This is a genomic window from Roseibium sp. AWQ4_254, from assembly GCF_056161025.1.
This window is the reverse complement of sequence record NZ_JBSWYH010000011.1, coordinates 17,930-40,949: the sequence shown is the minus strand read 5'-3', so window position 1 is coordinate 40,949 and position 23,020 is coordinate 17,930. Positions and strand designations below refer to the sequence as shown.

The 23,020-nt window shown below is 61.1% G+C and carries 19 protein-coding genes; 11 read left to right on the top strand and 8 right to left on the bottom strand.

All coding sequences use genetic code 11. From position 1 onward, the window contains the following. Positions 1-41 precede the first annotated feature (41 nt). Positions 42-1,754 carry a SulP family inorganic anion transporter gene (locus tag ACXAIC_RS10290; protein ID WP_475177294.1) on the bottom strand — a complete coding sequence of 571 codons (1,713 nt, stop codon included), beginning with the start codon at positions 1,752-1,754 and terminating at the stop codon, positions 42-44. Positions 1,755-1,966: 212 nt separating this feature from the next. Between ACXAIC_RS10290 and ACXAIC_RS10285 the strand changes: the two genes are divergently transcribed. The 4 genes from ACXAIC_RS10285 (at position 1,967) to ACXAIC_RS10270 (ending at position 7,026) form a co-directional block, all read left to right on the top strand. Next, positions 1,967-2,725 carry a 16S rRNA (uracil(1498)-N(3))-methyltransferase gene (locus tag ACXAIC_RS10285; RefSeq protein WP_475177729.1) on the top strand — a complete coding sequence of 253 codons (759 nt, stop codon included), beginning with the start codon at positions 1,967-1,969 and terminating at the stop codon, positions 2,723-2,725. 216 nt (positions 2,726-2,941) lie between these two features. After that, positions 2,942-4,579, top strand: a complete 1,638-nt coding sequence (locus ACXAIC_RS10280) for an adenylate/guanylate cyclase domain-containing protein (protein ID WP_475177725.1) — start codon at positions 2,942-2,944, stop codon at positions 4,577-4,579. Between the two features lie 151 nt (positions 4,580-4,730). Beyond that, positions 4,731-6,104 carry a glutamate--cysteine ligase gene (locus tag ACXAIC_RS10275; RefSeq protein WP_475177288.1) on the top strand — a complete coding sequence of 458 codons (1,374 nt, stop codon included), beginning with the start codon at positions 4,731-4,733 and terminating at the stop codon, positions 6,102-6,104. A 139-nt stretch (positions 6,105-6,243) separates the two neighbouring features. Then, positions 6,244-7,026 (top strand): DUF937 domain-containing protein, encoded by a 783-nt coding sequence (locus ACXAIC_RS10270; RefSeq protein WP_475177283.1) that lies wholly within the window; start codon positions 6,244-6,246, stop codon positions 7,024-7,026. 188 nt (positions 7,027-7,214) lie between these two features. Here the strand turns inward: ACXAIC_RS10270 and ACXAIC_RS10265 are convergent, their stop codons facing one another. Continuing rightward, positions 7,215-7,535, bottom strand: coding sequence for a DUF1127 domain-containing protein (locus tag ACXAIC_RS10265; protein WP_475177279.1), 321 nt, complete (start codon positions 7,533-7,535; stop codon positions 7,215-7,217). 267 nt (positions 7,536-7,802) lie between these two features. Between ACXAIC_RS10265 and ACXAIC_RS10260 the strand changes: the two genes are divergently transcribed. Together ACXAIC_RS10260 and ACXAIC_RS10255 are read left to right on the top strand one after the other, a co-directional pair. Further along, on the top strand, positions 7,803-8,678 hold the full coding sequence (locus ACXAIC_RS10260) for a LysR substrate-binding domain-containing protein (RefSeq protein ID WP_475177275.1): 876 nt from the start codon (positions 7,803-7,805) through the stop codon (positions 8,676-8,678). Positions 8,679-8,845: 167 nt separating this feature from the next. Beyond that, on the top strand, positions 8,846-9,736 hold the full coding sequence (locus tag ACXAIC_RS10255) for a LysR substrate-binding domain-containing protein (RefSeq protein WP_475177269.1): 891 nt from the start codon (positions 8,846-8,848) through the stop codon (positions 9,734-9,736). Between the two features lie 66 nt (positions 9,737-9,802). Here ACXAIC_RS10255 and ACXAIC_RS10250 read toward each other — a convergent pair whose 3' ends face one another. Then, the gene (locus ACXAIC_RS10250; protein WP_475177263.1) at positions 9,803-10,720 is read right to left on the bottom strand and encodes a DMT family transporter; all 918 of its coding nucleotides are present in this window, start codon (positions 10,718-10,720) and stop codon (positions 9,803-9,805) included. 243 nt (positions 10,721-10,963) lie between these two features. Between ACXAIC_RS10250 and ACXAIC_RS10245 the strand changes: the two genes are divergently transcribed. After that, complete coding sequence (locus ACXAIC_RS10245; protein ID WP_475177258.1) at positions 10,964-11,698, top strand: type 1 glutamine amidotransferase; 735 nt, start codon at positions 10,964-10,966, stop codon at positions 11,696-11,698. A 10-nt stretch (positions 11,699-11,708) separates the two neighbouring features. On the opposite strand, the gene ACXAIC_RS10240 is transcribed toward ACXAIC_RS10245, so the two are convergent. Further along, on the bottom strand, positions 11,709-12,845 hold the full coding sequence (locus ACXAIC_RS10240; protein ID WP_475177253.1) for an alpha-hydroxy acid oxidase: 1,137 nt from the start codon (positions 12,843-12,845) through the stop codon (positions 11,709-11,711). Between the two features lie 20 nt (positions 12,846-12,865). Continuing rightward, a complete protein-coding gene (locus tag ACXAIC_RS10235; protein ID WP_475177246.1) occupies positions 12,866-13,642 on the bottom strand; it encodes a FadR/GntR family transcriptional regulator in 777 nt (258 codons plus the stop codon). Positions 13,643-13,873: 231 nt separating this feature from the next. Here ACXAIC_RS10235 and ACXAIC_RS10230 point away from each other — a divergent pair, with 231 nt between their 5' ends. Beyond that, positions 13,874-15,127 (top strand): DUF3422 family protein, encoded by a 1,254-nt coding sequence (locus ACXAIC_RS10230; RefSeq protein WP_475177241.1) that lies wholly within the window; start codon positions 13,874-13,876, stop codon positions 15,125-15,127. 222 nt (positions 15,128-15,349) lie between these two features. Here the strand turns inward: ACXAIC_RS10230 and ACXAIC_RS10225 are convergent, their stop codons facing one another. Further along, positions 15,350-15,745 carry a c-type cytochrome gene (locus ACXAIC_RS10225; protein WP_475177238.1) on the bottom strand — a complete coding sequence of 132 codons (396 nt, stop codon included), beginning with the start codon at positions 15,743-15,745 and terminating at the stop codon, positions 15,350-15,352. A 133-nt stretch (positions 15,746-15,878) separates the two neighbouring features. Next, a complete protein-coding gene (locus ACXAIC_RS10220) occupies positions 15,879-16,838 on the bottom strand; it encodes a LysR family transcriptional regulator (RefSeq protein WP_475177234.1) in 960 nt (319 codons plus the stop codon). Between the two features lie 166 nt (positions 16,839-17,004). Between ACXAIC_RS10220 and ACXAIC_RS10215 the strand changes: the two genes are divergently transcribed. The 3 genes from ACXAIC_RS10215 to glcF all read left to right on the top strand — a co-directional run bounded on the left by ACXAIC_RS10215 (position 17,005) and on the right by glcF (position 21,422). Continuing rightward, on the top strand, positions 17,005-18,486 hold the full coding sequence (locus ACXAIC_RS10215; protein WP_475177721.1) for an FAD-linked oxidase C-terminal domain-containing protein: 1,482 nt from the start codon (positions 17,005-17,007) through the stop codon (positions 18,484-18,486). Between the two features lie 10 nt (positions 18,487-18,496). Then, positions 18,497-19,687, top strand: coding sequence for a glycolate oxidase subunit GlcE (gene glcE, locus ACXAIC_RS10210; protein ID WP_475177228.1), 1,191 nt, complete (start codon positions 18,497-18,499; stop codon positions 19,685-19,687). A 400-nt stretch (positions 19,688-20,087) separates the two neighbouring features. Beyond that, on the top strand, positions 20,088-21,422 hold the full coding sequence (gene glcF, locus ACXAIC_RS10205) for a glycolate oxidase subunit GlcF (protein WP_475177222.1): 1,335 nt from the start codon (positions 20,088-20,090) through the stop codon (positions 21,420-21,422). 36 nt (positions 21,423-21,458) lie between these two features. Here the strand turns inward: glcF and clcA are convergent, their stop codons facing one another. Then, on the bottom strand, positions 21,459-22,817 hold the full coding sequence (gene clcA, locus ACXAIC_RS10200) for a H(+)/Cl(-) exchange transporter ClcA (protein WP_475177216.1): 1,359 nt from the start codon (positions 22,815-22,817) through the stop codon (positions 21,459-21,461). Between the last annotated feature and the right edge of the window lie 203 nt (positions 22,818-23,020).

Sequence of the window (23,020 nt, the reverse complement as noted above, 5' to 3'; positions counted from 1 at the left end):
CCTCTTCTTGCTCCCGAAAGTGGCCGTTTGCCGGAAGAGGGTCAAGGGGGGGCGGAAGGGGAGATGCCGGATCCTGGGGATGTGTCAACATGCCGGTGGAACTGCTCAAGGGTCCCGAAGATGGCATCTGCTCCGAAGCTGTCCCTCAACTGGCGGCGGCAGTGGGAGGCGGGGTCGTCAAGCACCTGCACAAAGAGACGGCGCGTGCCGTTTGCCTGCAGATCCGTTTCCAGCTGCTTCAGGGTTTCCAGTGCGGTGAAATCGATGTCGTCCACGCAGGAAAAGTCGATGCAGAAAATGGAAAGCGGCGCTTCAGCCCCTCCGGCCAGCTGCCGGACTTCCGCCGCCAGCCGGTCGGCATTGGCGTAGTACATGCTGTGGGTGAAGCGGTAAATCATCACGCCGGGCAAAGCCTGTTGCCCCGAGGCGAGCGGACGGGCTTTCCAGTCCGTTTGCCCGGCCTGGACCAGAAGAAGATTGACCGGGTGATAGCCATGGCGCGTGTGCAGGATCAGGGACAGGACGATGGCCAGGACGATACCGGGGCCAACGCCGGCAAGAACCACCACGAAAATGGTCGCAAGGCTGACCCAGAATTCCGGCCGCCGTTCCTGATAGATCTGTTTTAGCCCCTTCAGGTCGATCAGATCCAGGCCGATCTTGAAGACAAGCGCGGAAAGGGCAGCTTCGGGAAGGCCGGTCAGCAGCTCGGTGAAAAAAAGCAGCACCAGAACAACAACGGCGGCGGTCACCAGCATGGCAAGCTGGCTCCGGCCGCCGGCGCTGTCCACCATCTGGCTCTTTGTCGGGCTGCCGTTGACGACGAAGGTGCCTGTCAGGCCCGCCCCCAGATTCGCAAGGCCAAGGGCGCGCAGGTCGGCCCCGGCCTCAAGCTGGTCTCCATAGCGGCGGGCATAGGCTCGCGCTGTTGCAGTGCTCTGGGCCAGAATGACAACGAGCATCGCAAGGGCGGTGGGCCCCAGCTGAAACACCAGGCTGGGTGTCATCTCCACGGCGGGAAGCGTGAGGCCGGGCAATCCGCCCGGAACGGGGCCGACAACCGCGAGCCGGGAGCTCAACCCGAAGACCCAGCTCACGAAAACCGCCAGCCCGAGCGCCAGGATCGGGCCGGGGATTTTCGGGGACACCAGCCTGAGGACAAAGATGAGACCAAGGACACCGCAAGACAGGGCTGCAGCCGATCCATTCATTGCAAGGATGGCGGCTGGAAGCTGCATCACCGCCTCCAGGCCATTGGCCTTGGGCCAGGCAATCTCGCCCATGCCGAGAACGGCCTTTAGGGCAACTTGAATGCCGACACCGGTCAGAAACCCGTTGAGCACGGTGCGCGACAGGAAATCGGCCATAAAGCCGATGCGGGCGATGCTGGCGGCAATCAGGAGAGCGCCCACCATGAGGGCGAGGAAACCGGCGAGGGCGACGAAGTGATCTGATCCGGTGGCGGCCATCCCGGCGAGAGCGGTTGCGAGAATGGCCGCCGTTGCTGAATCTGCGCCCACCACAAGATGGCGTGAGGAGCAGAACAGGGAGAAGAGGACCATGGGCAGAAGCAGGGTATAGAGCCCTGTGATCACCGGCGTTCCGGCGATTTTTGTGTAGCCCATCACTTCCGGGATGGCGATGGCCGCAAGGGTCAGCCCGGCGAAGACCTCGGGCAGCAGGCGGGCTCTTTTGACCGGAAGGACACCGGCCAGGACCCTGTTGGAAAGGAAAGCTCTTGCGGGCGAAGGCATTTGCAGATGGTCCGGATGTTGAGCGAGAGCTTATCAGCAGACCGCTTCGGGTGAAACGGTCCGGAATAAGACGTAGGGTCATGTTAAGGCCGCAGGAGCTGGAAAAAGAATAGGCAGGGCACGCGACTCGGCCTATCGAAAGATGTGTGGCACCGGGAGGCGCCGGACAATACGCCTTGAAACACGCACATGCGAGCGCCTACGGTCGGACCATGGGAAAATACGAGTTTAATATGCAACGGCTGTTTCTGCGCCATGTTCTGGCCGAAGGTGCCCGGATTGAGGCCGACCGGAGTCAGGCCAACTATCTGTTGAATGTCCTGCGGATGAAGGATGGCGATTATCTGCTCGTCTTCAACGGCAGCGACGGCGAATGGCTCGCCAAGATCTCCAGTTCCGGCCGCAGAGACTGCGCGCTCATGGTCATGGAGCGCACCCGCGAGCAGACCGAGCGCAATGATCTGATCTATTTGTTTGCCCCCCTCAAACACGCCCGCCTGGACTACATGGTGCAAAAGGCGGTGGAAATGGGCGCGGGCAGCCTGCAGCCGGTCATGACGCAGCATACCCAGTCAAGCCGGGTCAATCTGGAACGCATGGAAGCCAATGTGATCGAGGCCGCTGAACAATGCGGAGTACTCTCTGTTCCTGAAGTGATTGGCCCGCAAACGCTGAAAGAGGTGCTGGCCGAATGGCCCAGCCTGCATCCGGACCGCAAGCTGCTTTTTTGCGATGAGGCGGAAGGCACCAATAATCCCTTGCTGACGCTCGCGCAGATGAAGGAGGCCGGACCGCAGCCGCTGGCCGTTCTGATCGGTCCGGAAGGCGGGTTTTCCGAGGATGAGCGGACCTTGCTCAAAAGCCTTGCGTTTGTGGTGGTCATCCCGCTTGGCCCGCGCATCCTGCGTGCCGACACTGCAGCCGTTGCCGCTCTTACGGTGATTCAGGCAACCCTGGGCGACTGGACCTAGCCCATGGGAGGGGGGGAGCGTTCTGAGCGCGGCAACACAGTTAGCCGGTCCGGGGTGGGGAAAGCGCTCGGTCCGGCTGGGAGCCCACCCAATCCGGCTTCAGAAACTGTTGCTCACTTCAAGCAAGAGCAACCGCTCCCGCCTGCCGGCCCGGCAGCTGCCGATTCGGGCCCAGGAGAAACACAGCACCGCTGGAAGAGCCGCATCCGGTTGCCGGTGGGGGTTGCGCTGGGGCTTGTCTTTTCAGTGCTTCTGGTCGCGGTTTGCGGAATTATTGTCGGATCTCTTGCCGCGGCCGACCGCCAGATCGCCATGCGCCTTTTGAGCCAGCAGGCTCTCTCCGTGCTCAAACACAACGAGACGGTGCTGAACGGGTTCTTCGCCCGTCAGGAACAGCTGTTCCGCTCTTTGGCTGCCCGGACCGCGCGTCCAGGCGTCTTCCTGAGTGACGCGGATCTCAAACCGGTTCTGGAATTGCTGCCCGAAGGAGTGCAGCTGGAACTTGGACGGACGGTGATGGAAGAGGTCCCGGGCGACATGCTGCCCCGTCCGGCCTGGTCTGGCTTTGAGTACCGCAAGGGGTTTCAAACGGCTGTCCGGGTTCTGGAAATAGATCTCGGCAATGGCCAGCGCCTGTCCGGCTATTACCCGCAACTCGTCTTTGCAAGGCTAGCGCAGGAAATGGCCTTGGATGGAGCCCAGTCGGCTTTTTTGCTCGAGGGCAAGAACAAGGCAATTGCCGTTGCCGCAGTTCCCTTAGGCCGGTTTGCCGCCACACCTGAAGCTGCGCTGCCCGATCTGACAGCCCTGACCGAAACGCCGCTGCATCTTCTGTGGCGGGACATGGGCGGGGCCCATCGCATGGAAGGGGTGGTGGACGGGCGGCTCTTTCCCGCAGATGGCCGCATGTATACCGCGATCTTCACGCAAATTGAGGCAGGGCCCGCCAAGGGCTGGATTGCCGGGGCGCTCTACAAAGCCAAGGATTTCGGGGCGGTTCTCGACCAGACCTGGTTCGTACTCTACGCGGCCCTGGCCACCCTTGTGGTCGGGGCGTTTCTGTCGTTCATGGTGGGCCGGCTGCTGGGGCGGCCGCTGACCCGCCTTGCGGAAGCTGCGGCGGGTCTGCGCCGGCTCGACTTTGACACCGCCGGGCATTTGCCTAGGTCCCGGCTTGCTGAATTGGACGACGTCAATCAGGCCTTCAACGGTTCCACCGGTGCCCTCAACGCCTTTGCCAGATATGTGCCCCGGCAGCTGGTTTCCCGGCTGATCGAAGAGGGGATGACCGACAGCCGGACGGTGGAACTGCGTGAAATGACCATTGTGTTCGCCGATCTGGCCGGCTTTACCGGCAAGGCCTCGCATTTAAGCGCGGAGGAAACCGCCACCTATCTCAACGGCTATTTTGAAACGGTTTCCAACGTCATTGCCGACGGCGAGGGCACCATTGACAAGTTTCTGGGGGACGGGGTCATGGCCTTTTGGGGCGCGCCCTCCGACCAGCCTGACCACGCGGCCATCGCCATCCGGGCTGTGAAGGAACTGGCGCAGCGGATCGGACAGTCCCGGCAAATCGATCTGCGGGTTCGCATCGGCGTTCACACAGGCAAGGTGGTTGTTGGAGATATCGGCACGGCGGCCCGCATGAACTACACCGTGATCGGGGATGCGGTGAATGTGGCCGCCCGGCTGCAGGAACATGGCAAGAGCGTTGACCCTGAGGCCAAGGTGATCGCGCTTGCCAGTGCTGAGACCATAGCGCAAATGCCGGAAGGCCTGGAGGCGGTCAGTCTTGGGCCCGTGCAGTTGCGGGGGCGGGAGGAGGCTCTTTCAATCTTCAGGATTGCGTGAGCTGTGCCCGGAGCCGTTTCCCTGCTTGCATTCTTCTTTCAAGGCTCCTAAATCACGCGGACCCGAAAGCGCTTTTTTTTCAAAACGCGCCGGAACACTGCGGCTGACCGCCTCCCTGCCCAAAGGCCGCGCAGACATTTAGGACGGTTTCATGGCCCGCGATACGGTCGACAGCACTCCGATTGACTCTGTTGCGGATCTGGCCGCGACGCTGGAAGCGGGCTGCAAGCCGGAAGAGCAGTTCCGGATCGGCACGGAACACGAGAAATTTGGCTTCTGTCTCAAAGAGCTGTCCCCCATTCCCTATGAGGGCGCAAACGGGGTCGAGGCCGTGCTGGACGGCATGGAGACGCTGCTTGGCTGGGAGCGGATCGAGGATGCTGGCAAGATCATCGGTCTTGCGGACCAAAATGGCGGTGGGGCGATTTCCATAGAGCCGGGCGGGCAGTTCGAATTGTCCGGTGCCCCGCTGGAAACACTTCATGAGACTTGCCGCGAGGCGAATCAGCATCTGGCCCATGTGCGCCAGATCGCAGAACCGATGGGCGTCGGCTTTCTGGGCATCGGAATGACGCCGACCTGGACGCGGGCCGATGTGCCGCGCATGCCCAAGTCCCGCTATGACATCATGACCAACTACATGCCGAAGGTCGGCGCACTCGGCCTCGACATGATGTACCGCACATCCACGATCCAGGTGAATCTGGATTTCTCCAGCGAAGCGGACATGATCCGCAAGATGCGGATCGGTCTCGCCCTTCAACCGGTTGCCACGGCAATCTTTGCCAATTCGCCCTTTACAGATGGCAAGCCGAACGGGTTCAAGTCTTTCCGCGCGCAGATCTGGACCGACACGGATGCGGATCGGACCGGCGACATACCCTTTGCCTTTGAGGACGGTTTCGGCTTTGAGCGCTATGTCGACTGGGCTCTGGATGTGCCGATGTATTTCGTCAAGCGTGGCGAGACCTATTTCGATGTGACCGGAACCTCCTTCCGGCAGTTCATGGCCGGGGCCCTTGACGGGAAGATCCCGGATGCGACCCCCAGCCTTGGCGATTGGAACAATCACCTGTCGACCCTCTTCCCGGATGTGCGGTTGAAGAAATATATCGAGATGCGTGGGGCCGACGGTGGTCCCTGGCGCCGTATATGCGCGCTTCCGGCCCTGTGGGTTGGCCTGCTCTATGATGCGGGCGTGCTGGATCAGGCGTGGGAACTGGTCAAGGACTGGACACAGGAAGAGCGCGCGGCTCTGCGCAGCGCCGTTCCGAAAACCGCTCTGCAGACACCGTTCCGCAGTGGTACGGTTCTGGATGTGGCCAAGGAGGTGCTGGCTCTTGCCCAGGAAGGCCTCAAACGCCGCAACCGCCTAAGTGACGGTGATCTGGATGAGCGGGTGCATTTGGCGCCGATCGAAGAGGGGCTGGCTGCGGGCATGTGTCCTGCCGACATTTTGCTGCAACGCTATGAGGGCTCCTGGAACGGAAATATTGCCCAGGTGTTCAAGGAATATGCCTATTAAGGCCGGGGTCCCGGTCTGAACGCCCCAGGTTTGTGTTCCCTGTGGGCCGCGCGATTTGACCTGAGCGCCGCAAAGGGTCACTCTGAGGACGGTTGGTCTTGTTTCTCAAGACCTTGCTGATAGTGACCGGAGCAGTGTGATGACTGGCAGCGATACGGGAGCGCCCCCCTTTGATGTGTTCTCCTTGGCGCAGGATGTCCGGGAACGGTTCGGCTGGTCGAATGAGGATCTGAACCGCGTCATGGAACAGTTGATGCCGGCGGCGTTCAACGGCTTCCGGCATTTCGGCAGCGCGGTTCCTGGCTTTTCGCAGTTTCCGGGCATGGCCACTCCCGTCGATGTGCTGTCTTCCACTGCCTTTGCCGGCACTCCCTTTGCCAGTTTTGTCCAGAACGCCTCTGAGGCCGCTCTGACCCCGTTTTTCGGGCCCGAAGCGGTCCAGAAGGCTCTTGCCAGCCAGATCTCCGGCCTGACGGGGCTTCAAAGCGATGCCATTCAGGAAGTGATGCCGGTGGCCGCAACACTGGCAATGGGACACGTGCTGCGCCCCTTTGTCCATGGGGAGGCGCGCAATCTGCTGGATGCCTATCTGCGCGGTTTCGCGCGCGGACGCCCCAAACCCCAGCCGACACCAGCCGACTATATGCAGGGCTATGCCAATGCCATGAACGCGTTCTGGAGCGCGTTTCTGCAGCCCGCCACGCTTGTCTCCCATCCCGATGCGGACGCCGGACCGCAGGACGCCGCGCCGGAGCAGGAGGAAGAGCCGTTGGCCGAAGAGGAGGAGGCTGGCCATGAGCCTTCCGAGTTTGAAGAGATGGTGTCCAGTTGGATGGCGGCCGGGCGGGATTTTCAATCCAGCCAGTTCAAAACCTTTGACAGCTTTTTTGAAAAAGCAGCCCGGGATCTGGACGGGGAGTGATGTGCTCAGGACTGGGCGGGGTCCTGTTTTTCTGCAGTCCTCTTAACAAGTCAAAAAAAGACCCGCCAGGCGGCGGGTCAGTTGATGTCAGCAAGGTTTTGCCGACAGGGGCTGCAAATTCAGCAATTTGGCAACGGGCGGGCCAAGGCCGCCGCCACGGGGGCGCGGCGGCCTGAAAGCTCCGGAAGCTAGGCGGCGAGTTGGTCTTTGCCCTTGCATCCGTCAATCACCTTGAAGGAAGGCGCTGCGGGCTGGCTGCAATTGGCTGCCAGATGGGACGGGGCAATCGCGCCGTGGACGGTTCTGGTCAGAATGGCGGTCGGGTCTTTGTAGAAGGGGGTGGCCAAAGCCCGTCGAACGTCGCTCCGGGTCAGCCCAATGTCCTTCAACTGCTCGTCGGTCCAGGTCTGAAGGTCAATCACCTGACGGCGGTGTTTAAACATACGCCATGCGCGAACAACCGTCTGCCCGAGAAGAGCGAGGAAAGGGATGCTGGAAGAAGGTGTCATGGCATAAGTCTCCTGTTGGCGGCCAAAGGGATTGTCGGCAGCCTGTTCCGCGCCAGAGGCGTTGATCCTTGTGATTGGAACATCCTTTAGATGCCCGTTCGCCAAACATTATTCCAACGAATGTTTTTGATGAAAAATATCAGAATGTGTGATGCTAATCTTGGGAGGTTCGTCGGCTCACAAGTGTGATGGGCTCGCGGATTTTTCATTTCTCTGAAGAATGTATGGCGTGGTACACATCGCATTCTGTCATGAATGGAGTTGGCTATGCTCGACCTTGATCAGCTTCGGACCTTTGTCGCGATTGCCGAAAGCGGCAGTTTCACAAAGGCTGCTGAGACGGTGAACAAAACCCAGTCGGCCGTGTCCATGCAGATGCGCCGGCTGGAAGAGCGAGTCGGCAAACCGCTCTTTGTGCGGGTCGGCCGCCAATCCCGCCTGACGGACAATGGGGAACGGCTGCTGCATTACGCCCGCCGACTGGTTCAGTTGAATGACGAGACCCTGTCCGCCTTTGACGATGGTGAATTGTCCGGCTTTGTCCGTCTGGGGACGCCGGATGACTACGCGGACCGGTTCCTGCCGGAGATTCTGGCCCGGTTTTCCCGATCCAACCCAAAGGCAGAGGTGAGTGTGGTCTGCGCGCCGACCCCCAATCTTAGGGATCTGATCTCCGAAGGGGAACTGGATGTGGCCATCATCACCCATGTGGAAAAGCGGGGCCGCAAGAATGTGCCCATCATCCGCCGGGAGCCCCTCTTGTGGGTCGCCTCCGCCCGCCACTCGACCGAAACGGTGTCCCCCTTGCCGCTGGCCCTGGGGCGGGCCACTTGCGAGTGGCGCAAGGCCGCCATTGCGGCGCTGGATGATCTGAAGTGGCCGCATCGGCTGCTCTATTCAAGCTGGAGTTCAACGGCGGTCGGTGCGGCCGTGCTGGCGGGGCTCGCCATTTCCGTGCTGCCGGAATCGGCCCTGCGCTCGGGCATGCGCGTTCTGACCGAGCAGGACGGGTTTCCCAGCCTGCCGGAATGCGACATCGGATTGATGCGTGCCTGGAATGACAGCTCCCGCGTGACGGACGCTTTGGTCGAGCATATCGTCTCTTCTTTGGGCAACTTGTCCGTGCCTCAGGCAGCCGAATAATCGGTTTCCTTGTATTTTGTTGTGATATCAGTCGCTTGTATTGCCTTACGGTTGTCGTGGCAGTTGAAAATTTGTTTGTAATGTAACAAGTTGTGATGTATCTTCGACGAATTAATTTGTTTCTCAAATCAACCGCTTGATATGTGGCTGAACCGCGGGCTGTTCTTATGAATCACGCGTTGGACATTGATCAACTCCGGACGTTTTTAGCGATTGCGGAGCTGGGCAGTTTCACGAAAGCCGGTGAAGCCGTGCACAAAACCCAATCGGCCGTCTCCATGCAGATGCGCCGGCTGGAAGAACGGGTCGGCCAGCCGATCTTTATCAAGGACGGCCGCCAGTCCCGGCTGACGGAAGACGGTCAGCGCCTGGTGGAATATGCCCGCCGCATGATCCTGTTGAACGACGAGACAATTTCAGCTTTCAATGGCCAGAAGGAAGTCGGTCATGTGAAGCTGGGGGTCCCCGACGACTATGCGGACCGCCTGTTGCCTCAGGTTCTGGCAGCGTTTAACCGGCTCAATCCGTCCATTGAAGTGCAAGTCGAATGTTCGGGCAGCTCCAAGCTGACCGAAGCCATCCGTGAAGGTGCTCTGGATGTGGCGATCACCACCTCTAGCGACACGATGGATCTGCGCGGCGAGATCATCCGCCGCGAGCCGCTCTACTGGGTGACGTCGACCCAGCATTCCGCGCATACTCAGGACGTGATCCGTCTGGCGCTGGGCCCGGCCACTTGTGGCTGGCGCCGCCTGTCCATGGATGCGCTGGACCGGGCGGCGCGGCGCTACCGTGTCTCCTACACCAGCTCCAGTGCTGCGGCTTTGGTTGGGGCGGTTCAGGCCGGACTGGCCGTGACCGTGTTCCCGGAAAGCGCTATCCGTGACGGTATGCGCATTCTGGACGAACGGGACGGATTTCCTGCGCTACCCTCCTGTGACATTGCCTTGCTGCGCTCCGACAACGCCCGGGAAGCCATGCATGACACCTTGTGCAACCACCTTGTGGCGGCCATCGGAAATGTGGGCAATGGCGGCGGACAGTTGGCCGCAGAGTAACAGCTCGGTCGTTTTGGAAGCATCCGTGATGTTGAGCGCAATCTCCGTCAGTGCGGGAACTGCTCTCTAGCGGGCGCGCAGCATCAGCAGGTTGCCGCCGAGCACGAAAACCAGGCCAGCCGCAGCAGTTCCCGTCCAGTGATAGTCTTCGAAAATCGTAGATACGGTGAGGGCGACCACCGGAAACACAACGGTGGCATAGCCAGCCCGTGCCGATCCGATCCGGCCCAGAAGCGTCAGGTAGGAGCCAAAGGCGATCACCGAGGCGACAACCGCCAGATAGACAAGCCCGCCGAGATAGGACAGGGTCCAGTCTACCGCAAAGCTGTGGCCACGCAGGGTTGAGAAGATACCGAGAAAGACGGTTCCATAGGTCATGCCCCAGGCGCTGGCCGGTACCACGCCGATGCCGCGCCGCTGGGTGTCGGCGGACAGCATGTTGCCGAGACAGAAGGACAAAGTGCCGCAAATACAGGTGACCAGTCCAAGTCCCGCGCCTGCGGACGCTGCGGCCCCTGCAAGGCTCGGCCAGAACATCAGCGCAATCCCGGCAAAGCCGAACAGTCCGGCCACAAGCGCCAGCAGGTTGGGGCGCTGGCCGAACAGGATCAGCGCCAGAAACAGGTTGAAGACCGAGGTGGTGGAAAACACCACTGCCAGAAGGCCGGAGGGCAGATAGCCCGCCCCGTAATAGAACAGGGTGAAATTGGTTGAAAAGATCAGGGCTCCCAGACCGGCAAAACGCACATGTTCGGCCAGCGGAAAAGCGAGGCTATGCCCGCGCCACCTGGCCCAGCCGATCATGAGCATGCTGGCCAGCACGAAGCGCCAGAACACGGAGACTTCCGGAGCAATGCCCACCACCTGGGTTTTCATGGCAATCCAGCTGAAGCCCCAGGCCAGCACGGTTGTTACATACAGCCCGTAATCGGTTGCGGAAAGGCCGGTGGGTCCGCTGCGTACAGCGGGGGACGCGAGGCTCATCGGGTCAATTCTCCTGGAAATATGCTCCCGACTTTGGCTGGAGTGCCCGTGCAGCGCAAATGATAGTTTTTGATATTCCCATCAGTGGCTCAGATGGATAGGGTCCTATTCTACCGCTTGGGCTTCAAACGGTCCGCCATCCCCCCAGTCTTCTGGAATGTGCCGTATTTGATCCGGAACGCGCCGTTGGCCGTTTGCAGAGAAGCGTGTTTTTCTTGAAGACAGATTTGATCAGGACACTTGATGACGCTGCTTGTAATTGAAAACTATCCCAAGGCCGGTCCGGCATCCCTTGGCCGGATCGCGGCGGCGGCGGGGTTTGATCTGACCACGGTGCACGCCTATGCGGGCGGGGTCTTGCCGGACAATATTGCCGGGTTCGGCGGGCTGATCGTGCTGGGCGGGGCGCAGGACGCGCTGGCCGATGAAGCCTATCCGCATTTGCGGGCGGTCTGTGGTCTGATCCGGCAGTTCCATGAGGCGGACCGTCCGGTGCTGGGCATTTGCCTGGGCTGCCAGCTGGTGGCGCGAGCCTTTGGCGGCGGCAATATTCTGGGCCGCCCGGTTGAATTCGGCTGGCACACGGTGACGCCCACCCGGGACGGGCAGGCCGATCCGGTTCTTTCAGCTCTGAAAGGGGGCGGCCCGATGTTTCATTGGCACACGGACACGGTGGCGCTTCCCGAAGGCGCCGTGCATCTGGCGCAGAGCGCCATGACCCCCAACCAGGCGTTCCGGCTGGGCCGGGCGACCTATGGAATTCAGTTCCACTTTGAAGCGGCTGAAGAAGATGTGCGTAGCTGGTCCCGGGATCTCATTGAGGATATCCGGCCGCACACCCCCGACTGGCCGCAGCGTCTTGACGGCGAGGCCGCACGCCACGCGCGCGAGGCGGACGCGTTCGGCGCGGCTCTGTCCGCCGCCTGGCTCGGGCTTGTCCGCCAGGGGGGTGTCCCCGGCGGACAGGGCGCGCGTTAGAGGGCTCGCGTCAAAGCACAAGATTGTGGCGGCCGACCTTGGTGATGTCGGTTTCGCCGCACAGGCCCATGGTCACGTCCAGTTCCTTGTGCATCATGGTCAGTACCTGAGCCACGCCGGCCTTGCCCATGGCGCCGAGGCCATAGATAAAAGCCCGGCCGATATAGGTGCTGTGCGCGCCGGCCGCGACCGCCTTGAACACATCCTGGCCAGAGCGGATGCCGCCGTCGAAATGGACCTCCACCCGGTCGCCAACCGCATCCACAATCTCAGCCAGAACGTCATAGGAGGCCAGCGCCCCGTCGAGCTGGCGCCCGCCATGGTTGGACACGACAATCGCGTCCGCCCCGATGTCGGCGGCGATTTTCGCATCCTCCACATCGTTGATGCCTTTCAGGATCAGCTTACGGTCCCAGTGGCTCTTCACCCATTCAACGGATGACCAGTCAAGGGTCGGGTCAAACTGGCTGTTGGTCCATTCGGCAAGTGACGTCATGTCCTCCACCCCGGACACATGGCCATGGATATTGCCGAATTCCCGGCGCTTGGTTTGCAACATGTTCCAGCACCAGCGGGGTTTGAATGCCAGGTCGATCAGCACCCCGGGCTTGGGCTTGGGCGGCGTGCTGAGGCCGTTCTTGATGTCCTGATGGCGCTGGCCCAGAACCTGAAGGTCCAGGGTCAGAACCAGCGCAGAGCAATCCGCCGCCTTGGCCCGCTGCATCAGGCTTTCCGAAAAACCCCGGTCCCGCATGACATAAAGCTGGAACCAGAACGGATTTTTGGTGTGTTCGGCTACGTCTTCGATGGAACAGACACTCATGGTGGACAGGGTGAAGGGAACCCCGAATTCCTCGGCTGCCTGGGCCGCCAGAATTTCCCCATCCGCATGCTGCATGCCGGTCAGACCGACAGGGGCAAGGGCCACCGGCATGGTGACCTCCTGACCGATCATTGTCGTCTTCAGGGAACGGTTGTCGATGTTGCGGGCAACCCGCTGGCGCAGCTTCTGGCGCTGCAGGGCAGCCTCATTGTCCCGGTAGGTGCTCTGCGTCCACGATCCGGTATCCGCATAGTCGTAGAACATTTTCGGAACCCGGCGTTTTGCGAGGGTCTGCATATCGGCAACGCTGGTGACGGTGGTCATGGTGATATCTCCCGGAACCTTCAGGTTTGATTGGCTTTTTTGATGGATTTAAGCGGGCGCAGCCCCGCAGTCTGTTCGCGCTGGTCCAGCAGCTCAACGTCAAACAGCGTGCCGCGCACATAGTCGATATGGGCTTCAGAGGCGCGGCGCGCCCCGGCGCTGTTGCCTGCAAGGATCGCTTCGGCAATCTCCCGGTGCTGCCGCAGCAACTCACTGCGTGCGTCCGGATGGTGATAAAGCCGGCCGCGATTGTAGAAGACGCCGTTTTCCAGAAGCCGGTAGCAGGCGCGCAGAGTGTGCAGCATCACCACATTGTGGGCGGCTTCGCCCACAGCATGGTGAAACTCCACGTCAAGCAGGGCTTCCGCTGTCAGGTCTTCGTCTTCATGGGCGGTCTGCATCTGCGCGATGATGTCTTGAAGCCGGGCCCGGTCGGACGGTGCCGCACGGTCCGCCGCGTGACCTGCGGCCTGGCTTTCTATGTCCCGCCGGAATTCGAAATAGTCGTTGATGGCAGCCGGATGCCGGGCGATCAGTTGGACCACCGCTTCGGAGAAAACCGGCCCGATCAGATCGCAAACAAAGGTACCGCCGCCCCGGCGCGCCTCGGTCAGGTTCCGCTCTTCCAGAACCTTGAGGGCATCACGCAACACCGGGCGGGACACTTTCAACTGCTCGGCCAGATCCCGCTCTGCCGGCAAACGCTCGCCAGAATGCAACACCCCTTTCAGGATCAGGGTCTCGATCTGCTCGACAACTGCATGGGCGGTTTTTTGATGATCAACGGGCTGAAACATGTCCGGCCAAGTCCTCCATGGCGCACCATAGGCGCTGATCCAAAATTGGTCAATTTTTTGATCCAATTTGAAAGTGCATGCACCTCTTCGGGAAAATGCGGGGCGCGCCGATTTTAGGCCTTGGTTTCAAACCGCTCTTGGGGGCACACTGAAACCACTGAGCAAAAATGCCGTGGGGCGCCTCCATTGGACAAGGGATCAGACAACGGTTCGTCATTGCCTTCCTTCCGAATGTCTCCTTTACGGGACTGGGTTCTGGGAGAGGTCCATGCGCGTCCCTTTCGCGCACTCTCCGGCCCGCGCACGGTGTTGCACTATGCTTTTTTGACCACGCCGGAAGAAGCGGCCCGGGACCAGACATGGCTGAGCGAATTCTGCCTGTCGCGCGGCACCCACGGCCCGGCACCGGGCACACGGCACCACACCCTGCCATTTGGCGGTGGAACCTTCAGCTGGGAACAGCATGCGGAATTCACCACCTATACCTGGGACGGACCTGCGCAGGCGGAACAGATTTTCGGCCAATTGCCAGCTACCCACCCTTTCGGAGCCGCCTTTCATGCGCCCGGAGACTTGCTGGTGGCCGTGCGTCTGGAGCTGCACGCGCCGATGGACCCTGGCATCTGGCGTGGCCAGTTTGATGAGAGCAGCTTGACGGTGTCCAATCTGGAAGACAGCGCGGCCATGGTGGCCACCGACTTCCGGCAGGACGGGGACGGCCTGACCCGGATGCTGGTCTTCAACCGGGATTTGAGCGACGTTCAGTCCGGCGCGGTGGTGCAGCGGCTTCTGGAAGTGGAAACCTACCGGACACTGGCGCTCTTGGGACTGTTTGAGGCCACCCGGCTTCAGCCCGACATCCGGCGGTTTGAGATTGAACTGGCGGATTTGACCGGCAAGATGAAAGACACATCCGCACTGGGGGCCAATCAGGAGCTTCTGGACAAGCTGTCCGCGCTGGCGGCTGCCCTGGAAGCGGGGGCGGCGGCCAGCACCTTCCGGTTTGGCGCCAGCCGGGCCTATGACCAGATCGTCAAGGCCCGCTTTAGCACCTTAAAGGAAGAGGCTGCGCCCGGAGAGCTGTCTATGGCCGCCTTTCTGGCCCGCCGCCTTGCTCCGGCCATGCGCACCTGCCAGGCAATTGAAGACCGGCAGGCCATGCTGTCGCGCAAGCTGGCCCGGGCCACAACCTTGCTGCGCACGCGGGTGGATGTGGAGCTGGAACAGCAGAACCGCAGCTTGTTGCAGTCCATGAACCGCAGGGCCCGGCTTCAGCTGCGCCTGCAGCAGACGGTTGAGGGCCTGTCCGTGGCCGCCGTCAGCTATTATGTCGTGGGTCTGATCTCCTATCTGGCCAAGGCGGCCAAAGGCGCGGGCCTGCCTGTGCCGGATGCCAATGTCACCACGGGGCTTGCGGTGCCGGTGGTCATCGCCCTCATCTGGTGGACCATGCACCGCCTCCGCAAGAAAAACGGTGATCCCTAGGCAGGGGCAAACTCACAGCGAAGAAGCGGCTCTTTTCAGACCGGCCTGACGCAGCCGGGGTTTCGTTCAGATCGTGTTTTATCGGATGTGCCTTGTGCGGTCTGAACGCTTGGATGTGAACGCAAAAGACAAAACGGTTTGAAGACGCATGAACGCCGCACGCTCGCAAAAAAGGCCGGTCTCCCGGCCTTTTCCATCTCGTCGCGTCCGAAGCAGGGCCCGCTAGTTTGTGGTGCCGTCCGCGTTGAACTGGGCCAGATAAGCGATCACATTGGCACGGTCTTCTTCCTTCCGCAGCCCGGCAAATGCCATCTTGCCTTTCGGAATGAGCTTTTTCGGCTTGGTCAGGTAGACGTCCAGCGTGGCCACATCCCACACCTTGCCATCCTTCATCTCCAGCAAAGCCTTGGAATATTTGTAGCCTTCGATTGCGCCCCACGGGCGGTCCACAACGCCGTTCAACACGGGGCCAACCTTGTTCTTGGCTTTTTCGCCGACTGCATGGCAGGCAGCGCATTTTTTGAAAACCTTCTCACCCTTGACCGCGTCGCCATCGGCGCTCGCGTGAGCGGTCAGCGCCAGAAACAGGGTCCCGGCGATCATCAGCATACGCTGCATAAATCTCTCCCTCGAGTTGCGTGCATTCGTATGAGCGCACAAGATCAAGAACCCGGCCCATATGCAAGTGTCGAGCCGTCGCATCCGCAGATCTACGGATACTCACAATGGCTGCTTTCCGGACCAGCTGACATCAGCTTGCCTGCACCGATCCAAGCGGTGTTGTGACCGGCAGCCGCAGCCACTCATCCAGCCCCTCGTCCCAATAGGGCGAAGAGCCATAAAGGCCGGCCAGGAAGTCAATAAAGACCCGGACCTTGGCCGGAAGAAACTGGCGGCTGGGATAAACCGCATAGAGCCCGACATCCTTCGAGGCCCGGTATTGCGGCAGAAGGATCTGCAATTTTCCTTCTCTCAGATCCGGACCGATGTCCCAGGTGGATCTCAGCGCAATGCCGACGCCCGACAGCAGGCATTCGCGCACCACTTCGTTGGAATTGGTCTTGACCGGAGACTGGGTGCGGACGGTCTCAAGCCCGTCCGGCCCGGCAAGGCGCCAGGGATCCTGATTGGTCGCTGCAAGCGTCACATGGTTGCTGGCCAGATCTTCGATGGTCTCTGGAACGCCATATGTCTCAAGATAGGAGGGACTGGCGCACAAGATCCGGTGGACCGGGGCAAGGCGCCTGGCAACGAGGCTGGAATCGGACAGTTCGGCGATCCGGATCGCCAGATCGTAACCGTCGCCGACAATGTCGACAAAATCATCCGACAGGTCGAGATTGATGGACAGATCCGGGTTTTCCGACAGGAACCGGCCCAGATGCGGCGCAATATGCAGACGTCCGAACGAGGTCGGCACGGCCACGCGCAGACTGCCCCGCGCTTTGGCGGAGCCACGGCAGACGAAGGATTCAGCTTCTTCCACCGAAGCCAGGATCGCGACCACCCGTTCATAGAACCCCTGTCCGGCTTCCGTCATGGCGATCTGGCGTGTGGTGCGCTGGAGCAGGCGGGTGCCGAGTTTTTCCTCCAGTCTGCGGATCCGTTTGGAAACAACTGCCGGGGACAGGCTCATTTCGCGCCCCGCCGCCGACATGCTGCCCGCGCTGACCACCCGGGCGAAAATCTCCATGTCCGTCAGATTGCTCATTTTCAATCTCTCAGAAAGACAATTTATGGTCTTTGGCCCCTAGCAAATGCGGTCAAGCTTGCCACAATTGATCAAAGCCGATGAACTACCAGCTCTTGTTACGATAGGACAAGCCGTCTAGATCATGGCAAGACCATGGAAGGAGAGCCCCGTGACCGCAATCGCAATGCCAGCCCCGGACGAAGATGTCCTGGCCCGCCGTCAGGAGATTGTGAAAGCACTGCAGGCCATTGTGCCGGGCGAAGGGGTGATCCATGAAGAACGTGAAATGCGGGCCTATGAGACCGACGCCCTGACGGCCTACCGGCAATTGCCGCTGATCGTGGTGTTACCGGAAACGGTCGGGCAAGTCTCCAAGGTCCTGAAATATTGCCACGACAACGATGTGAAAGTGGTGCCGCGCGGGGCTGGAACCTCCCTGTCCGGGGGCGCGCTGCCGGTGGCGGATGGCGTTTTGCTGTCGATGATGAAATTCAACCAGGTGTTGGACATCGACTTCGAGAACCGGGCCGTTGTGGTGCAGCCCGGGGTGACCAATCTGGGCATCACCAGGGCCGTGGAACATGAGGGCTTTTATTATGCACCCGACCCGTCCTCCCAGATCGCCTGTTCGATCGGCGGCAATATCGCGGAGAATTCCGGCGGTGTGCACTGCCTGAAATACGGCCTGACCACCAACAATGTGCTGGGTTTGGAGATGGTTCTGATCACCGGCGAGGTGATCCGGCTCGGCGGCAAACATCTGGACAGTGAAGGCTATGATCTTCTTGCCCTGATGACCGGATCGGAAGGACTGCTGGGGGTGGTGACCGAAGTGACGGTGCGCATCCTGCAAAAGCCGGAAACGGCCCGGGCACTGCTGATCGGCTTCCCGGCCAGCGAGGATGGTGGGCGCTGTGTTGCCGAAGTCATCGCCGCCGGGATCATTCCGGGCGGTATGGAGATGATGGACAAACCGGCCATCCACGCGGCGGAGGATTTCGTTCATGCGGGGTATCCGCGCGACGTTGAAGCCCTTTTGATTGTCGAACTGGACGGCCCGGAACGGGAAGTTGATTTCCTGATCGGCCGGGTCGAAGAGATTGCCAAGGCCAATGGGGCCAGCCATTTGCGCATCTCCGAGAGCGAAGAGGAGCGCATGACCTTCTGGGCCGGGCGCAAGGCGGCCTTTCCCGCTGTGGGCCGGATCTCGCCCGATTATCTATGCATGGACGGCACCATACCGCGCCGGGAATTGCCGAAGGTTCTGGCGCGCATGCGCGAACTGGCGGAGGCGCACGGGCTTGGCGTGGCCAATGTGTTCCATGCCGGGGATGGCAACCTGCATCCGCTGATCCTTTACGACGCGAACAAGCCGGGCGATCTGGACGCAGCTGAGGCGTTCGGCGCTGATATTCTGCGCTTGTGTGTCGAGGTTGGCGGCGTCTTGACCGGAGAACATGGGGTCGGCATCGAAAAGCGCGACCTGATGACGGACATGTTCACCGAAGAGGACTTGAAGCAGCAGCAAAGGGTGAAATGCGCCTTTGATGCCAAACAGCTGCTCAATCCCGGCAAGGTGTTTCCGGTTCTGCACCGCTGTGCGGAACTTGGCAGGATGCACGTGCACAAGGGGCAGCTGCCGTTCCCGGATATTCCGCGCTTCTAAGGACTGAGTGATGGACGCGATAATAAAGCCCCGCAGCGCGGGCGAGGTTGAACAGGCCGTCAAATGGGCAGCCGCCGAAGAACAGCCGCTCGAATTGATCGGCCATGGTTCCAAACGGGCTCTTGGACGGCCTGTGCAGGCGGCCCATATGCTGGATCTGTCGGAGCTGACCGGCGTGGACACCTATGAGCCGGAAGAATTGGTCCTGACCGTGCGGGCCGGCACACCCATGGCCGAGATTGAAAAGCTGGTCGATGACCATGGCCAGGAACTGTCCTTTGAGCCGCTGGACTATGGCCCGCTTCTGGGCTCCGAGCCGGGAAAAGGCACCATTGGCGGGGTGCTGGCGGCCAATCTGTCTGGCCCGCGCCGGATCAAGGCAGGGGCCGCGCGCGACCATATTCTGGGCATGGAGGCGGTCTCCGGACGGGGGGAGATTTTCAATTCCGGTGGCAAAGTGGTGAAGAACGTCACCGGTTATGACCTGCCGCGGGCGCTGTGCGGGTCTTTCGGCACTCTGGCCGTGGCCGCAACCGTGAGCCTGAAGGTCAATCCGAAGCCGGAAACCTCAGCGTCTTTGGTGCTGACCGGCTTGGGCGACGAAACCGCTGTCAAAGCCCTGTGCAGGGCCATGGGATCGTCAGCGGAAGTGTCGGGCGCGGCGCATCTTCCTGCTGGCATTGAGGGCGGCGTCAGCCGCACCATACTGCGCCTGGAAGGGTTTGAAACCTCGGTCGACTACCGCTTCAAATCTCTTGAGACGCTGCTGGCGGACTGCGGACCGGCGGAGCGCCTGGAGGAGGCGGCGTCCGTGTCCCTTTGGACCCGCATCCGCAATGTTATGCCGTTTGCGGGAAGGGATGCGCCGGTCTGGCGCGTGTCCGTTGCTCCGTCCTCAGGGCCCGAGCTGGTGGCAGCGCTCCGTAATACCTGCGAGATAAAGGCTTTTTATGATTGGAGCGGCGGCCTTATATGGGTGAGTCTTCAAGATGGCCTGGCCCATGAAAAAGACGTGCGCGCTGAAGTGACCCGGGCTGGCGGCGGCCATGCAACCTTGGTGCGGGCCGGGTCTTCGGTCCGTTCCAGTATCCCGGTCTTTCAGCCCCAGGCCCGGCCGCTGGCGGCCTTGTCCCGGCGGCTGAAAGAGCAATTTGATCCGAAGGGCATCCTGAATCCCGGCCGGATGGTGCCGGGGCACTAGTCACCTGAAGCCGAAGTTCGTCACATTTCCCCGGCATGCGCCGAACGAACTTCAGATTAAAGAAGGGAACTAGAAAGTTGATGTTTCTGGAGCATCGTGCAGACTTGTCCCCCGGTGCTCTACTGTGGTTTTCGAACTTGAAATACGCTCCGGCGGTTACGGCCAAAATGAGGCGTGTTTCAGATTTGCCACACCAGGCTTTGGACCGCTTCCGAGAGGGGTGGATGTGTTCGGGCCGGGCGGCCGGGAAGTCCCGTCAGCTGCAGTCCGCAAAGGGCTGTCAGGAAAGTCACCATGTTCTTTTCTGCAAAACCCTTTTACCGGAAACGACCATTGTAGTGGGCGCGGGCGGACCCTACGATCCGCCCCGTTCGGGAGACGAGAAGGGTAACAGGGCACCATGCAGACGAATTTTACCGCAGACCAGCTGAAGGACAGTCACGTTGCGGAGTCTGAAAAAATTCTGCGCAAATGCGTGCATTGCGGCTTTTGCACAGCCACCTGTCCGACCTTCACGCTTCTGGGCGATGAACTCGACAGCCCGCGCGGCCGGATCTATCTGATCAAGGATATGCTGGAAAATGACCGGCCTGCGGATGACAAGATCGTCAAGCATGTTGACCGGTGCCTGTCCTGCCTTGCCTGCATGACGACCTGCCCGTCGGGAGTGAACTACATGCATCTGGTCGACCATGCCCGCATTCACATTGAAAAGACCTATAAGCGGCCCTTGGCCGACCGGCTGATGCGTGCCGTTCTGGCCTTTGTGCTGCCCTATCCGAACCGTTTCCGGCTGGCTTTGACCGGTGCATTTTTTGCCCGCCCCTTTGCCGGGGCGTTCAAGGCGCTGGGCGGTCCGCTGGCGCGAATGGGCGCGATGCTGGAGCTGGCGCCGCGCCACGCACCCGGACGGGGCGAGAAGGAAGGGCCGGGAACCTTTGCAGCCGAAGGGGCGGGCCGCAAGGGCCGGGTCGCGCTGTTGAGCGGCTGCGCGCAGCCGGTTTTGAACCCGGCAATCAATGATGCAACGATCCGGCTGTTGCAACGCAAGGGGTATGAGATCGTTCTGCCCAGAGGCGAGGTCTGCTGCGGCGCACTGGTGCACCATATGGGCAAGGAAGAGGCGTCCCTTGAAAATGCCCGCCGCAACGTGGATGTCTGGCTGGGCGAGGCAGACGGGGAGGGGCTGGACGCGATCCTGATAACGGCGTCCGGATGCGGCACCACGATCAAGGATTACGGCTTCATGCTGAAGGACGACCCGGCCTATGCCGAAAAGGCCGCGAAAGTATCGGCCCTTGCGAAAGACATCACTGAATTCCTGACCGGGATTGATTTGGGAACGCCTGCGCTGCAGCCCGGACTGACGGTGGCCTATCATTCGGCCTGTTCCATGCAGCACGGCCAGAAGATCACCCGCCAGCCGAAGGATCTCTTGAAGTCGGCCGGGTTTGAGGTCAAGGATGTGCCGGAAGGGCATTTGTGTTGCGGCTCGGCCGGCACCTACAACATTCTCCAGCCGGAACTCGCCCGCAAGCTCCGGGACCGGAAAGTGGCCAATATCGAAAAGACCCGCCCTGATGTGATTGCCACCGGCAATATCGGTTGCATGACCCAGATCGGCCTTGGCACGGATATTCCGGTTCTGCACACGGCTGAGCTTCTGGACTGGGTCTATGGGGGGCGGGAGCCGGAGGCGGTCAGCGCGCTGAAAGCCGAAAGCGCGGCGCACTAGGCCTTTCAGGGCGTTCTCCTTGGGCCGGAAAGCAGATCACAGATCCCGGGTGCCGAGTTGCACCGGGGTCTTGTCCGGATCATGCGCGGCCGGCTGGCCCGCAAGCCGCAAGGTCCGCTCCAGCAATTGCTCGTAGATCGGACGTCCGCCCAGATGATGGGCCGTAAGGGACGCGGTGGTGCAGGTGACCAGCACCGGCATGATCAGGGAATAGGCGCCGGTCAGCTCCATCACCAGAACCACCCCGACCATCGGTGCACGCACGGAGGCGGCAAAGAAGCCCCCCATCGCGGCGACCGCGCAGGCGGCTCGGAAATGGTCCTCCAGCGGGAGGAAGCTGGCGGTCAGAATCCCGAAGGCCAGCCCGGCGCAGGTCGCAATGGACAGCATGGGCGCAAAAATGCCCCCTGGCACGCCGGAGGCGTAGGAAAAGAGGACGCCTCCGAACCTGAGAACGGTCAGCAGCAGCAGGGCAACGACGCCATAGTCACTTACGATCAGGTCGGTCACCAGGTCCTCACCGCCGCCGGTGGCGGGGGGAAACGCATTCAAAAGCAGGCCCGTGACCGCGCCGATGACCAGTGCGGGCAGCCACCGGCGCCCCTTCGGGATCCGGTGGAACAGATCCATCACCAGGATCAGTGCGCTGTTGAAGAACACCCCGAGCAGGCCCAGAATAATGCCTAAAATCCCAAGGAAGACATAGCTCCAAACCGGGATGTAATCCACTTGGACCATTAGAAACGGACCGATCTGGGTCAGTTCCTCGGTGATGGCCGCGCTCAGGATCGAGGCGATGATGACGGCCATATAGGTGCGGTAGGAAAAAGGGAACTGGCGACGCGTCTCCTCAACAATGAACAGGATCGCGGCCAGGGGCGCGTTGAAGGCGGCGGCGAGACCCGCCGCAGCCCCGGCCGCCAGCAGGCCTTTGTGATCGGACGGGGAAACATAGTGATAGGACCGGGACAGGGCCTCGGCGGTCATGGCTCCCATGTGAATGGTTGGCCCCTCGCGTCCCAGAACCAAGCCGGACCCAAGGGCAAGCACGCCGCCAACAAATTTGGCGATCAGAACCTGCGGCCAGCGGATCGGCCGCTTGTCTTCCATCGCTCCTTCAATTTCCTGAATGCCGCTGCCGGCCGCTTCCGGCGCGACCCGCTGGATCAGGAGAAAGGCAGTGACGACGCAAGCCGCCGAAATGACGGCGGATACGGCATAGGGCAAGGCCCCTTGGCCGAGCATGAGGCGCAGGGCAGCATATTGGTGATGCAGGAATTCAAGACCGGCATGGAACCCGGTCGCCAGACCGCCGACGAGAATCCCGACAAGGGCCGCTTTGACAAAATAGGCCGCGTCAGCGCGGGACAGGTAGCTTTTGCGGCGCACGCTCATGGCCTAACGTCGTTTCGAAAGAGACGGCAGGAGGAGAGAGCTTTCCCCCCCATTCGCTGGTCAAAGTGCAGAGAAACGGCGGCTGGCGCAAGCTCTGCCTTGGTATTTGTGCCAGATATGGGAGGTCAGCGGGGCACTCTGGGCACAGCCCGGCCGCCGCTGCCGGCAGCTCTGGACGACGAGCCAATCTGGAAAAGCGGGGG